Raw genomic sequence first — 14,192 nt, forward strand, 5'->3', positions numbered from 1 at the left:
CAGCGGCTTCTTCATGCTCGTGATGGGCAACATGCATAGCTGAGCCCTGCTCTTCTTGGCAGTAGCCTGCAATAGTTGCGTAGGAGGTTTGAATTGATAAAGCTAGCAAAGCTAGGATTATCAGTATTTTTCTCATAGAATGATTACAACATATTTTTGGTTTCTATGCCCACGACTCAAGCCGCCGCCTTTAGAACCACCCCAAACACAAATAGCCCACTCTAATTGAGGGGTATAAGGCTAGTCATTGCGGTGAGTTCCCTGAAACTCTCGGTCCTCTAATTGCTCCAGCTCCAAGGCGCGTTCAACTGCAGCCTGCTTTTCCTCTTCTGCAGGGCTAATATCGAGTTCAGCGGGATTCTTATCCATATGTAAAGTTTATCCAATGGAGGCACGGATGAAAAGAAAAAGCCACCCCATAGGATGGCTTTGGTAACGATTTTGGTAACAAGGCTGTTGTATTGCCACAAACCCTTGTAATACCTATTGACTTGGCGGAAGAGGTGTCCGCTCTATAACAATCTCACTCTGTCTCACTTAATCTCAAAAACCTATACAGCATATAGTTTTTAAAGATATTACAGCATCATGCTGTCTTATCCAATATAATTAAATCTCACACTTTTTGGTATGTAGGTTGGTTTCCAAAAGTGTCTATTACCCATTACTCATATAACGTATGCCCAAAATAGCCAAACAACTCTCGGCCATTGCTGTTAGTAAGCTCACTTCAGTGGGTTGGCATGCCGTTGGTGGTGTGAGTGGTTTAGCCCTTCAAATTAGAGAAGCGCAAAGCGCAGATTCAAATGCACCTCGATCAAGATCTTGGGTGCTTCGAGTATCGATTGGCAATAAACGAGTCCCTCTGGGGCTTGGCTCATACCCACAAACCTCATTGAGCGATGCTCGTGAAGCTGCAAAACGAATGCTGGATCTTGTAAAGCAAGGTATTGATCCACGGACACAGCGAAAAGAGGCTAAGAGCGCCTTAATCGCTAAGATTGCCATGAGCAAGACATTCAAAGAATGCGCCCAGGCCTACATGGATGCGCACTCAGCAACATACACAAATGATAAGCATAGGAAGCAATGGGGTTCGACATTAAAAACCTATGCGTACCCAATCATCGGCAATATGCTGGTCGCAGACATTTCAATGCGAAATATATTGGACGTCTTAAATCAGCCTGTTAAAGGAAAAGACGGGCAAACCTCTGGAGGGCTTTGGCAAACTCGCACAGCCACTGCCGAGCGTCTCCAGGGAAGATTAAAGGTTATTCTGGACTTCGCAACTGTAAATCAATACCGCAAGGGAGTTAACCCAGCAAACTGGTCAGACGTTCTAGCCACCCAACTGCCCTCACCCTCTAAGATCAAACCCCGTAGGCACCACCCCGCCATTCCTTATACTGAAGCAAACGAGTTTATGAAGGCCCTGAATAAAGTAAGTGGCATTAGCGCAAGAGCTTTGGAATTTTTAATACATACAGCTGTTCGCTCAGGCTCAGTCAGAATTGCAACCTGGTCAGAAATAGATTTTAAAAATAAGATCTGGCGCATACCAGCAGAGCATACAAAAACCAAAGAGGAGCATCGTGTGCCTCTCTCGGAGCAAGCAATCAGCATTCTCAAGGTGCTACCTAAAGGCAGTAATGAAGACTACATATTTCCAAGCCCTAAAAATAAGCCTCTTAGCGACATGGCACTCTCCGAAGTAATGAGAGGAATGATTGAGCGGGGAGAACTAAAGACAAAAGCAGTGCCTCATGGATTTAGAAGCACTTTTAGAGATTGGGCAGCAGAAACCACGGCCTATCCAGATGAGATTAGAAAGGCTGCATCAGGACACACCACTGGAGATGAGACCAAAAAGGCATACCAAAGAACCGACTTGCTTGAAAAACGAAGAGATTTAATGAGCGATTGGTCTTCATACCTTACCACTTGTACAAATAAATCCAAACGCACTCGCAAGAATAAATAATGCCAAGACCAAAGAGAACTCCTCCTCCCCCAAAGGTTATCGGCAGCTATAACGAAGGAATAGTGCAAGTTGAAATCGTAGAAATTAACGAGGAGTCAGAGAGTTACGGTACGGGCGCATCAGCAAAGGTACGCAAACTGAAGAACTACAACTTAGCGCTGGAAAAATTTGCAAACGAGTACTTCTGGGGGCAGCATAAAAATGACCTCAAACCATTGATTCACGATGCCAGGCAGATGAGCGCCCTCTCTAGAAAGCTAACCCTTCTGGGTATAAATCTCGAAGATAGAGCGCTTAGAGCGCTTGCAGAAGAAGTGCGGAAAGCAATTCTTGCCCTCGAAAATTGTGTGGCAAACAACACTGCAAAATAGGTACCTTATGGTGCCAATCTAACACTTAAATACACCGCAGTATTACTCCTATCTGGGACAGCATTCAATCGAATGCGCCAGCATTAGGAGAACATCATGGCTACACCAAGCAGCACCAACGACTTAAATATAGTCGAAGGGTACAAGCGAGCAAAAGCAATTTGCAGCAAGTATCCAATCTCACCAGCATCCCTGTGGCGCAAAGTTAAAGCAGGCACATTCCCTCGCCCAATCAAGTTATCAACTGGCATTACAGCCTGGCGGAATATAGACCTACTTGAGTGGGAAAAAGATCCCCTGAACTACAAGGCAAAACCATGACCCACAAAACAAAACGAGCTAGACAGGGCTGTAACCCGAATCTAGCTCTAACCCCCTATCCAACGCAAATTAAATAAAAGGCTTACTTATGTTAACTAATTTTACTTTAGAAGAAGAAAAATCACTACGTCAATGGCTTAGAGACGTGCGTGAAGGTGCTGGCTATCTTGGCATTGCTGATGAAGAAGGCTGGGCGCAACGGCACTTTAAGACCGCTGATGAGTTACTGCTATTGATTGATGAGCTTAAACCAGATTGCAGTCTTTATATCAGTATGGCTTGCTATGAATCTCCGACTATTAAGCGCACTCAAGACAATGCAACAAATCTTTGCTCCTTCTGGCTTGATCTCGATAGTCATGGTGGCGGCAAATATCAATCCCCTGAAGAAGCACTCGCTGATCTTGAAAGATTCATAGACCACTCCAACCTGCCAGTACCAAGCTACATCCACCATACGGGTCATGGCATTCATGCGGTATGGGCAACCGACAAAATAATGCCTCCGAATGAATGGTTGCCTACCGCAAAAGCGTTAAGAGAACTTGCAGAGGATTTTGGGTTGGATGTCGATGGCGAAGTTACCACCGATGCAGCCAGAGTTTTGCGCATTCCAAACACAATCAACTTTAGAGATCGTTCAGCGCCTATCCCAACTAAGTTACTGGAGGCTGAGTCATGTCTTGCGTAATCAAGCTATCCGATTTTGAAAACACAGTGTTTGAGGTTCACCAGAAGCTACCACCAAAACCAAAAGCACCACCACCAAAAACCGTTACTGCACCAACAATTCCTGAAACGATAGAGAACATCTCATTTCTCAAAAAGGTACTGGAATCAATGGATCCTGATCCCATGGAGCATGGTAATCGTGTCTCATGGAGAAATACCATCTGGGGAATAAGAGACTTAGGATGGGGTTCTGGATATGACATAGCGCTGGAATACAGTGAGCGTGGCGACCTATTTGATCAAGACGATTTTGATGGTGTCTGGAATAGTGAACTCAAAGTAAAACGCAGGATCGGCTATAGGAGCATCTTCTATATCGCCAAGCAGCTTGGATATAACGGTGCTAATGAGTTCCCATCTGAAGCAGCCAAGACAAAGCAAAGCGAATCCGAGGCTAAAAAAGGCTTAGTCATTACCAGCGCTGATCAAATTATTGCTGAGCGCATTGACTGGCTAGTTGAAGATTGCTTTCCGCTAGGAATGATCGGGGTTATTGGTGGCAATCCAGGCCTAGGCAAATCCCAAATCGCTATTAGCTTGGCAGCACTTGCAACTACTGGGCTTGGATCGCCCCTAAAGAATGGTTTTGCACCAACAGGTAGTGTCATTATTCTCGCCAACGAAGATGATGCTGCCAGAACCATTAGACCTAGACTGGAAGCTGCTGGCGCAGCGCTTAACAAAGTACATATCGTTCAAGGCATTGCCAAGGAAGGTAAAGAGCTAGAGCCTTTCCAGCTAGACCAGGACGTAGCCCTACTTAGAGAGTGCGCTGACAAATTGGGTGACGTGCGCTTGATAATCATTGATCCGCCTAATGCATACATCGGTGGCAAAACGGATACCTATAAGGATTCTGATGTAAGGAAGATGTTGGCCCCATTGCAGACGCTTGCACATGATAGTGGCGCCCTAGTCTTGTTGGTGGTTCACCTTAATAAACGTTCGGACGGAGGCGCTCACCAGCGCTTTAACGGAACTGGTGCATGGGTTGCCGTCTCAAGGGTTGCATACCTAGTGGCTGAAGATGAGATTGACCATACCCGCCACATGCTCCCCGTTAAGAACAACCTTGGCAACGATAAGTATGGGTTCATCTATGAGATCAAGGAGAAGATTCTTGATGCCAACGGTGAGGAAATTAAAACCTCTCACATCTCATGGATCGACAAATCTTACCGCTCTGCTAATGAGCTGTTGGCGCCAGCAAGAAAGACCCACTCCAAGGCAGTCGATGAGGCAAAGAACTTCCTTGAGGAAGAGCTATCAGGCGGTACTAAGCCTGTTAACGACATCAAGGACGCTGCTAAGAATGCTGGCATTTCTTGGGCATCCATCCGCAGAGCCAAAGACGACATGTTCATCACAGTCAAAAAAGGCAGCGAAGCATGGGATTGGACGCTTATTCAATCAACTAACGATACAAAATTAGGAGGCAGCGATGTCTGAATGGAATCAAAACGCAAACGGTAATTACATTTACAGAATTAGTGCGGACGACATCATGACCGTATTTAAAAAGAAATCTGGCAATGGCTGGAGTGGTGTTCGTGATGGAGAATTTCTCAAAGGCAGCTACGACACCCCACAAGAGGCTCAAAAGGCTATGGAGGAGTTTGTCTTTGAGTTCAACTCATCGCTGGCTGCGCCCATAACCCAGAACACGGGCTGGAAAGCATCAAATAAGGGCGGTTATTACAAGGTCGATGATGGAGGCATTACAAGCGTTAAGCAAGCCTCCAGTGGTAAGTGGTTCATCGTCTCATCTATCAAAGGGTTTATCGAAGGCCACTGGTTTAACACAGCCCAAGAAGCCATGACTAAAGCTGATCAACTCTAGTCTGTCTGAATATATTGAGCATCTTGAACATATTGAATCTCTTATTGAATGTATTTAGATATGAAGCTCAAGATGATCAAGGCGCTCAAGATATTCAATAGGCAGGGCATGCTCATGTTACCTATTAGCGCCAGCTGCACCCTCCTTTACATACGTCTTACGGAAAATGAAAAAATCCCTCATCGTTTGACCCCCTGCACTATATGTTTTTATATGTCTAAAGGAGTTTTGTTATGCCATTGCCCAGCGTCCTAAATGGAGCGCTCCAGTGTACGAAGCTATGCAAGAGAACTGGTATCAGATGTAAGAACCCCTGCGCATATGGATCAAAGGTTGCCTGCAAGACACATGGCTCTCATAAATCACGCAATGTTCTTAGAGGTACTGATCACCCACGATTCTCACATGGCGAACGTACTAAAGAAGTTGAGACCGAGCATCGGAGAGCATCCATAACCTTACTAACCCTGCGAGATATTGGCGACTACCTTAACATGTTCAATGGTGGCCACAACAGCGGGCGCAAGCCAAATGGGTATAGGAAATATGACATGAGTGACCCTGAGGAACTGGCGCTAGCAATATTAGCCACAGTGCAGGATCGCCAAGTAAAATAGGCAAAAAATGGATATAAAATTTACTGGAAATTAACCAAGGATAAGTTATGGCATCTAATAATATTTCACGTAGAAAATTCCTGTTAACTGGCTCAGCTCTCGCAGCTATGCCGACTTTTGGGTTAATGGCTCAAGAGGAAAAGGTCGTATTTAGAGGGTGGACTGTTAGCCAGTTGAATGACCAACTAAATCAAGGGCCTTATTTACCACCGCCACCTGAGCTTAAGAAAATTGCGGAATCCTACACAACTAATAGCGCCAAAGTTAGAGCGGAATACCCACCCAAAACTTTTTCATATGGATCTTCTGATGCTGAAAAGTTAGATGTATTTGCACCTGCGTACGCATCAGGTCTTCCAGTAATGATTTTCTTTCATGGCGGGTCATGGGATTTTGACAACAAAAATAATTACTCAAGCCAAGCTGTGCCATTCCTGCTGAACAATGCAATTTATATCTCGGTTGGTTTTGATAATATCCCTCCAAATACGATGGCTGGATTAGTGGCCCAATGTCGTAAGGCTGTGGCATGGGTTTATAAGAATGCGAAACAGTTTGGGGGCGACCCTAATAAATTGTATGTTTCAGGCCACTCCTCTGGAGGCCACCTAGCAAATATGATGCTAGTTACAGAGTGGGAAAAACAAGGATTGCCAGCCAATTTATTTAAAGGTGGTTCCATTCTTAGTGGCTGGACAGATCTGTACCCAGTATCTCTCTCACTAAGACAACAGTTCTTAAAACTCACGCCACAAGAAGTTAAGGACTATAGCCCCGTGAACTTTCCGCAGAATGTTAAATGTCCAGTCATAATTACCTGTGGCGGTGATGAGAGTCCCTACATGCAAATGCAGTCAGGAGATTGGGCAACGAAATTGCAAGCCTATAACCGCCTTGCTGGGGCATATAGAATGCCAGGCTACTTTCACTTCAAAACCCCACTGCTCTTTAATGACACCAACAACCAAGTTATTAAAGCGACATTAGCATTGATGAATTTGATTTAATCGCCAGAGAACAAGCAAGAATGAGTTTTGATATTAATGGTGTAGCCCATCTATTTCAGATAGCATTAACACCTGCATTTTTACTGGAAGGAACTGGCGCCCTATAGACCTAAGTTTAAGGGAAAAATATGGCTAGACCTATAACGATAACAACGGCTGATTGGGTTAATCGAGCTATTGAGAAGCATGGCACTCGTTATGACTACTCGCAAACTTCATACACAGGTAGTAAAAATTACTTAAAAATACGCTGCCCCACTCATGGTGAATTTGAGCAACGTGCATCAAAACATCTTGAGGGAGCCGGTTGCAAACAATGCACTACCGATACTCAGAGAAAATCCATAGATGATTTCATCAAAGAGTCACAGAGTTACCACGGAGATTATTACGACTACTCAAAAACAACGCTCCGAAACATACATGAGCAGGTCGTCATCACTTGCCCTATTCACGGGGACTTTAAACAAACCCCAGCAAAGCATCAGAGGGGGCAAGGCTGCAAAAAATGCTCTGGCAGAGAGGTCTGGTCGACAGAGGACTTTTTAGCAAAAGCCAAGCAGCTCCACGGAAATCAATATGACTATTCAGATTCCATTTACCTAAAAAGCAATATCCCCGTACAAATTAAATGCCTTAAATGTTTTAACATTTTTGATCAAACACCAAATTCCCATCTAAATGGTTCTGGATGCCCTCACTGCGCTGGGAACATCAAGTTAACTGATGACGCATTCAGGGACCTGTTATCCGAAACCCACAATGGAGAAATTATTGCGCTTACTGAATATGACGGTATGGACAATAAAATTCTTGTCAAACATACATGTGGGAATACATGGGAAACAACTCCTTTACATCTGATCAATAGACATCAAGGATGCAGAATTTGCGCCAATGAAGAGCGGAAACTGTCAGATGAGGAATTTAATAAGCGGTTATTTTCAAGACATCACGGAGAAATCATTGCGCTTGAGCCATATACCCAATCAAAGCAACCCTTAAGAGTCCAGCACCTGAAATGCGGAAAAATATGGGCTGTAGAGCCTAGAGTGGTATTGAGGTGCGGTTGCCACAACTGTGCAAATAGAAAGACTGATGCGCAATTTAAGGAAGAGCTTGCAATAGTCCATAACAATGAAATTGTCGCCCTTGAACCATATCAAACACTCAAAACTAAAATCCTAGTTAGGCATACATGTGGGAATGAATGGCTTGCTTCACCAGGAGAACTTATTTCCAAAGAGACTGGCTGCCCATGGTGCGCATCTTCAAAAGGGAATAAGAAAATTGCCACATTCCTATCTAAAAGAGCGATTGCCTTCATGCCAGAGGTCAGGTTTTATGGTTGCAGGCATAAAGCCCCCCTGCCATTTGACTTCTATCTGACCGATTACAAAACGCTCATTGAGTACGATGGCGAGCAACACTTCAAAATCGTTGAGTACTGGGGCGGACAGGCAGGATTAGAGGAGCGTCAACTAAGGGATCAAATAAAAAATAAGTGGGCTATTGAAAATAAGATGGAGTTACATCGCATACGTTATGACGAAGACATCGATGAGAGATTAAATTCAATACTTCAAAATTTAGGCAAGATATAGAGGTTGATCAAATAGCCATGTCAAAACTTAGACATGAATTTAAAAATATTGAGATCGTTTGAGCAGATTAATGTGCAAGGGCAACCTGGATGGGACCCATTTCAAAAACAGGGGGTACCCCCTGGGTGGGAGTCAGGTTCTGGAAAATTCGTATGGGGTACCCACTTCAAATTTGTTAGAGTTATTCGATGGACTTCGACAGCTCAGACAACAGTAGCGCACACCCCTCTGGAAAGATAAAGACTCAGACCTTTAAGCAGTTCCAACTGGAGCGTTTGATAAAGGAAGGCAAGGTTATTCCAGCATCTAAGCTAGCCGAGACTAAAGTCAACGAGCTACAACGCATCAAAGACTTTGAAGAGGCAGCGCTACTTGAAGAGCGCCACAGAGTAGCTGGCAAGCGGACAGCACCAACAGATATAAAAACTCCGTTGACTAGAGAGCGGTTTGAAGAGTGATTGGTATGTTTTTTGGTATGTATTAAATACTTATACCAGAAAAGCCTTTATTTATATAGGCTAGTGGCGGAAGAGGTGAGATTCGAACTCACGAAGGACTTTCATCCTCGCCAGTTTTCAAGACTGGTGCATTCAACCGCTCTGCCACTCTTCCGTTTATAGCGATGCCGAATCGAAGATTATAAAGACTTTTATCTGCGTTTCAGTATTTCCCTACCAATTTCGACGAAATCAGTCCCTTGCGGCAATAATGAAGCCCTGCTAAACTAGTCAGATAACTAGTCAGGAGATGCTGTTATGAAAAACCAGTGGGCAGTACAAGACGCCAAAGCAAAATTCAGCGAATTTCTGAACGCCTGCATTCAGAACGGCCCCCAAATTGTGACGAAACGGGGCTCTCAGACCGCTGTACTCATCACAGTGGATGAATGGATTGCGCTAAAAAGTCAGGCCAAGAACTCACTAAAGTCTCTACTCCTTTCAGATGAGGCACGTGGGGAACTGGTATTACCGAAACGCGGCCTTGGTTTACAGCGCAAGCCAGTCAAGCTGTAGTTGACAAACTCAATACGCATCGACTGACATGTATTTGTTAGATACCAACGTTATTTCTGAGTTACGCAAACCCAAACCCCATGGCGGTGTACTAGCCTGGTACAACAACATCGCAGAAAAAGAATTGTTTATCTCAGCCGTTTCCGTTGGCGAAATTCAAGCCGGGATTGAGATAACGCGTGAACAGGATCCTCGAAAGGCCCAAACACTAGAGGCATGGCTGATGCAGGTTGCGAACACGCATCATGTTTTACCCATGGATGCCGATGTATTCATGCTCTGGGCAAAACTTATGCACAACCAATCTAATACTGTGAGTGAAGATGCCATGATAGCGGCCACTGCTATTTCTCAACAACTCACAGTAGTGACGCGTAATATCAAAGATTTCAAACGTTTTAAAGTCAAACTCATTAATCCGTTTGAACGCTAAGTCAGCTTTCTAGTACGCGGACTTCATCTGACTCTCTAGGTACTTTGCAATTGCCAGGCTAGAGGTTAATCCTGGGGACTCAAAACCATAGAGGTTATATAGCCCTTCCAATCCATGATCCTGGGGCCCATCAAAGCAAAAGTCGCCTGCCGGGGCATTGGGTGGAACGATTTTTGCTCTCACCCCTGAGTAGTCAGCTTGCAAACTGCCGTCCTTGAGTTCGGGCCAATAGCGCCTCACTGCCTCATAGAATCCGTCACCGCGCTTGGGGTTTACGGTGTAATCAATCTGTTCTTCTCTTTCAATATCTAACCATTCCACATCCGGTCCAAACTTCGCTTGCCCTGCCATATCCAGTGTGAGGTGCACACCTAAACCACCAGGCTCAGGTATTGGATAAATCAAATGATTAAATGGCGACTTACCTGAGAGAGAAAAATAATTGCCCTTAGCAAAATATGCTTTCGGAATATTTTCCTGCTGCAAACCTTCAATCTTTTGTGCCACTGCAGGCGCACTCATCCCAGCGCAATTGATCAATAACTTTGTGGAGACTTGCATCCCATCTGCACCGCCGATAGTTAATACATATCCGTTCTGAGCCTGATCACCTATGGGTTTGGCATTGATTAGGGGGGATTGATATGCCACCATCCCACCTGCATCCTCAAAGCCACCAAGGAGCGAGAGCATATAAGCATGACTATCGACAATACCAGTGCTACCAGACAATAGAGCGGCGACACATTGTAGTTTGGGCTCTAGTGACTTTGCCTCTTGCTCAGTAATCATTTTGATTTCTGGCACACCATTGTTTTGAGCTTTATATAGCAGCGCCTGAAGATCATTCATTTGAGATGGATCCGTGGCAACAATCAGCTTGCCATAGCGCTGAGTCGCTACTTGGTGATCGCGGCAATACTCATATAACAATCGATTACCCTCAACACACAACTTCGCCTTTAGAGAATCCTTGGGGTAATAGATCCCCGCATGTATCACCTCACTATTGCGCGCACTACTAATCGTGCCAAACGCATTCTCGCGCTCAAGTAATATCGTCTCGCGACCCTGTAATGCCATTTCTCGTGCGACAGCTAGGCCAATCACTCCGGCGCCCACAACCACACAGTCAACGTGCTCCATCTACTGATCCAGACGTAATTTTTATAATGTTTTGAAGAAAGAATTGACACAAATCGTAACATTTTCAAGGCTTTAAGGTGAATTCCGCCTATTTAGAGCCCTAGTTATTGATAAAATCTACAAATGTCTTTAAATACTGCTGTATCTGACCCAAAATCTGTTTTTAGCGCCGCTGATATCGTTCTCGATACGGCTTATCAAGGCATCAAGCAGCCAGAATGGCAAGATCTCTTTGCCCAAGCCAAAAAAGCTAATCTTGGTCAATTTATTCAGGATCTCTTTGCAGGCAAGCATGTCAATGCTTCGGAAGATCGCCCTGCTCTACATTCCGCATTACGCAATTTAGATAAGACACCAGTAATGGTCGATGGCCAAGATGTCATGCCGGCAGTTGCCGACGTTTGGCATCGCATTGAAGCGCTATGTAATAAATGGATTGGTGTAACTGATGTCATTCATATTGGCATTGGAGGCTCTGACTTTGGTCCGCGCTTAGCAATTGAGGCGCTAGCTCACGTTCCCAATATTGAGAGTCGTGGGATGCGGATGCATTTCTTAGCCAACATTGATACGGCTGATCTGGGACGTATATTGCAGCGCGCTTTACCGCACAGCACTCGCGTCATTATTGTTTCTAAATCTTTCACTACTTTAGAAACCACCAAGAATGCCAAAGCAGTAGTCAGATGGCTCAAAGATAGTGGTCGTACTGAGAGTCAAATTCATAATGCGCTGTTTGCAGTCACTGCTAACGTCCCAGCAGCCAAAGAGTTTGGCGTCAAATCCGAGAACATCTACCCTTTCTGGGACTGGGTGGGCGGTCGTTACTCAGTGTGGTCAGCTGTTGGACTGCCAATTGCCTTGCAATATGGTTTTGATACTTTTAAAGAATTTTTAGCGGGCGCTCAAGCGATCGATCATCATTATCAATCCGCGCCTCTAGAAGAAAATCTGCCAGTACTGATGGCGCTATCTTTGCTGTATCAGCAAGAAAAACACAATATCAAATCATTTGCGGTCATTCCCTATGCTGATGCATTAGATTGGTTCCCGAAATGGTTGCAACAACTGGATATGGAAAGTAATGGCAAAAGCGTTGATCGCAATGGCAAGCCTGTAAAGTTTTCTTGTCCTGTGGTGTTCGGTAGTTCTGGTAGCAATGCACAACATTCTTATTTTCAGTTGCTGCATCAAGGCAAAGAAGTGATTCCAATTGACTTCATTGCCATCCGCGAACCGATGAGTACGCTACCTGAAGCCAAAGAGCATCATCGCATTCTGCTTTCAAACTGCTTGGCACAAGCCCAAGCTTTAGCCAATGGCAAACAAACTGATAACCCGAACAATACCTACCCTGGTAAGCGTCCAAGCAATCTCTTGATATTGCCTAAACTAAATGCGTTTTATCTTGGCGCCCTGCTAGCCCTCTATGAAAACCGCACCACGACATTGGGTGCCCTGTGGAATATCAATAGCTTTGATCAACCTGGCGTTGAGCTTGGTAAGGTATTAGCAAAACCGATTGAAACTGCCCTGTGCAATGGAGGCAAGGTCAATCAAGATGAACATATCGATGCCATTACCGCTAGTCGCATCAATTTATTTAACCAAACCTAAATCTTTTCACTTTATTGCCAATCATTTTTCGTAAATGGATTGGCGCAAGGATCTTTCATGCAATTATCACCTTCGATTTTTAAAGCATATGACATTCGCGGCATCATTGATGAAACTTTAGATCCTTCGATTGCCAAACTCATTGGCCAAGCCTTTGGCACTGAGATGCGCAATCTTGGTGAAACTGAGATTGTGATTGGTCGTGATGGTCGCCTATCAGGACCCAGCTTGATTGAAGCATTAACTGAGGGCCTGCTCTCTACCGGCATCAATGTGATTGATCTGGGTATGGTCGCCACACCCATGGTGTACTTTGCTGCCAATCAAGTGATCGATGGCAAAAAACCCAAGTCGGGCATCATGATTACGGGTAGCCACAACCCACCTAATTACAACGGCTTCAAAATGGTCCTTGGTGGCGCTGCGATTTATGGGGATCAAATCCAAGCGTTGCGCAAACGGATTGAAGCAAAAGACTTTGCTACTGGTTCAGGCGCCCGCTCTACTTTTGATATTTTCCCGATGTACTTAAAGCATATCGTGGGTGATGTGAAACTGGCTAGACCACTCAAGATTGCAGTCGATTGTGGCAACGGTGTTGGTGGTGCATTTGCGGGACAACTTTTTAAAGCCCTGGGCTGTGAAGTGCAAGAGCTCTTCTGTGAAGTCGATGGCCATTTCCCGAATCACCATCCAGATCCTGCGCATCTTGAGAATCTACAAGATCTCATCAAGAATCTCCAGACTACAGACAATGAATTGGGGCTTGCCTTTGATGGTGATGCCGATCGTTTAGGCGTCGTTACCAAAGATGGTCAAGTCATTTTCCCTGACCGCCAGATGATGCTCTTTGCTAAAGACGTCCTCACCAGAAATCCTGGTGGTCAAATCATTTATGACGTCAAATGTACGCGTAACCTGGCAAGCTGGGTAAAACAACATGGTGGCGAGCCCCTCATGTGGAAAACGGGTCACTCTCTAGTCAAAGCCAAACTGAAAGAAACCGGTGCACCACTTGCTGGTGAGATGAGTGGTCATATTTTCTTTAAAGACCGTTGGTTTGGTTTTGATGATGGTCTGTATACCGGCGCACGTTTATTAGAGATTTTGAGTAAAGAAGCGGATCCTAACAAAACACTCAATGCACTACCTAACGCTATTTGCACTCCGGAGCTACAACTAGCCTGCGCTGAAGGTGAGCCATTTACCATCCTTGAAAAGATTAAGGCAAATGCGAAATTCCCTACATCTGAGCAAATCAATACGATCGATGGTGTACGTGTTGAATACGCTGATGGTTTTGGTTTAGCAAGACCCTCCAACACCGCCCCTGTAGTAGTGATGCGCTTTGAAGCGGATAGTGAAGATGCGATAAAACGCATTCAGGGGGAATTTAAGGCCGCCATTTTGGCAGCCAAGCCTGACGCAAAGTTGCCGTTTTAATTAGGCAGTAAATTCTTTTAAATAATCATTAGTGGCGCGTGCCGGATCCGCCTGGCACTTCCAC

15 protein-coding genes and 1 tRNA gene are annotated in these 14,192 nt (G+C 44.8%); 13 read left to right on the top strand and 3 right to left on the bottom strand.

Going from position 1 to position 14,192, the window contains the following annotated elements:
* Positions 1–240: 240 nt before the first annotated feature.
* A complete protein-coding gene (locus KIH43_RS08495; protein ID WP_297719747.1) occupies positions 241–369 on the bottom strand; it encodes a hypothetical protein in 129 nt (42 codons plus the stop codon).
* A 310-nt stretch (positions 370–679) separates the two neighbouring features.
* Here KIH43_RS08495 and KIH43_RS08500 point away from each other — a divergent pair, with 310 nt between their 5' ends.
* The 9 genes from KIH43_RS08500 (at position 680) to KIH43_RS08540 (ending at position 8,934) form a co-directional block, all read left to right on the top strand.
* A complete protein-coding gene (locus KIH43_RS08500) occupies positions 680–1,984 on the top strand; it encodes a site-specific integrase (RefSeq protein ID WP_297719750.1) in 1,305 nt (434 codons plus the stop codon).
* Positions 1,984–2,355, top strand: coding sequence for a hypothetical protein (locus KIH43_RS08505; protein ID WP_297719753.1), 372 nt, complete (start codon positions 1,984–1,986; stop codon positions 2,353–2,355). Before KIH43_RS08500 ends, KIH43_RS08505 begins: the two co-directional genes overlap by 1 nt.
* Before the next feature lie 96 nt (positions 2,356–2,451).
* Positions 2,452–2,676: an AlpA family phage regulatory protein gene (locus tag KIH43_RS08510; RefSeq protein ID WP_297719756.1), complete on the top strand. Its 225-nt coding sequence runs from the start codon at positions 2,452–2,454 to the stop codon at positions 2,674–2,676.
* An 88-nt stretch (positions 2,677–2,764) separates the two neighbouring features.
* Complete coding sequence (locus KIH43_RS08515) at positions 2,765–3,367, top strand: hypothetical protein (RefSeq protein ID WP_297719758.1); 603 nt, start codon at positions 2,765–2,767, stop codon at positions 3,365–3,367.
* Positions 3,355–4,857 (top strand): AAA family ATPase, encoded by a 1,503-nt coding sequence (locus tag KIH43_RS08520; RefSeq protein ID WP_297719761.1) that lies wholly within the window; start codon positions 3,355–3,357, stop codon positions 4,855–4,857. Before KIH43_RS08515 ends, KIH43_RS08520 begins: the two co-directional genes overlap by 13 nt.
* Positions 4,850–5,248, top strand: a complete 399-nt coding sequence (locus KIH43_RS08525; protein ID WP_297719764.1) for a hypothetical protein — start codon at positions 4,850–4,852, stop codon at positions 5,246–5,248. Before KIH43_RS08520 ends, KIH43_RS08525 begins: the two co-directional genes overlap by 8 nt.
* 664 nt (positions 5,249–5,912) lie before the next feature.
* On the top strand, positions 5,913–6,872 hold the full coding sequence (locus KIH43_RS08530; protein ID WP_297719767.1) for an alpha/beta hydrolase: 960 nt from the start codon (positions 5,913–5,915) through the stop codon (positions 6,870–6,872).
* A 128-nt stretch (positions 6,873–7,000) separates the two neighbouring features.
* On the top strand, positions 7,001–8,476 hold the full coding sequence (locus KIH43_RS08535; RefSeq protein ID WP_297719770.1) for a hypothetical protein: 1,476 nt from the start codon (positions 7,001–7,003) through the stop codon (positions 8,474–8,476).
* Between the two features lie 188 nt (positions 8,477–8,664).
* A complete protein-coding gene (locus tag KIH43_RS08540) occupies positions 8,665–8,934 on the top strand; it encodes a hypothetical protein (protein WP_297719773.1) in 270 nt (89 codons plus the stop codon).
* A gap of 64 nt (positions 8,935–8,998) precedes the next feature.
* Here the strand turns inward: KIH43_RS08540 and KIH43_RS08545 are convergent.
* Positions 8,999–9,088: transfer RNA gene (locus KIH43_RS08545), tRNA-Ser, on the bottom strand.
* Between the two features lie 143 nt (positions 9,089–9,231).
* Here KIH43_RS08545 and KIH43_RS08550 point away from each other — a divergent pair.
* Together KIH43_RS08550 and KIH43_RS08555 are read left to right on the top strand one after the other, a co-directional pair.
* Positions 9,232–9,489, top strand: coding sequence for a type II toxin-antitoxin system prevent-host-death family antitoxin (locus KIH43_RS08550; protein ID WP_296970064.1), 258 nt, complete (start codon positions 9,232–9,234; stop codon positions 9,487–9,489).
* A gap of 28 nt (positions 9,490–9,517) precedes the next feature.
* On the top strand, positions 9,518–9,922 hold the full coding sequence (locus KIH43_RS08555; RefSeq protein WP_297719776.1) for a type II toxin-antitoxin system VapC family toxin: 405 nt from the start codon (positions 9,518–9,520) through the stop codon (positions 9,920–9,922).
* A gap of 9 nt (positions 9,923–9,931) precedes the next feature.
* On the opposite strand, the gene KIH43_RS08560 is transcribed toward KIH43_RS08555, so the two are convergent.
* A complete protein-coding gene (locus KIH43_RS08560; RefSeq protein ID WP_297719779.1) occupies positions 9,932–11,068 on the bottom strand; it encodes an NAD(P)/FAD-dependent oxidoreductase in 1,137 nt (378 codons plus the stop codon).
* A gap of 123 nt (positions 11,069–11,191) precedes the next feature.
* Here KIH43_RS08560 and pgi point away from each other — a divergent pair, with 123 nt between their 5' ends.
* A complete protein-coding gene (gene pgi, locus KIH43_RS08565; RefSeq protein WP_297719782.1) occupies positions 11,192–12,685 on the top strand; it encodes a glucose-6-phosphate isomerase in 1,494 nt (497 codons plus the stop codon).
* A 57-nt stretch (positions 12,686–12,742) separates the two neighbouring features.
* Entirely contained in the window at positions 12,743–14,128 is a 1,386-nt protein-coding gene (locus tag KIH43_RS08570) for a phosphomannomutase/phosphoglucomutase (protein WP_297719785.1), read from the top strand.
* Positions 14,129–14,192 lie beyond the last annotated feature (64 nt).

Source organism: Polynucleobacter sp., assembly GCF_018500155.2.
Classification (GTDB): Bacteria; Pseudomonadota; Gammaproteobacteria; order Burkholderiales; family Burkholderiaceae; genus Polynucleobacter.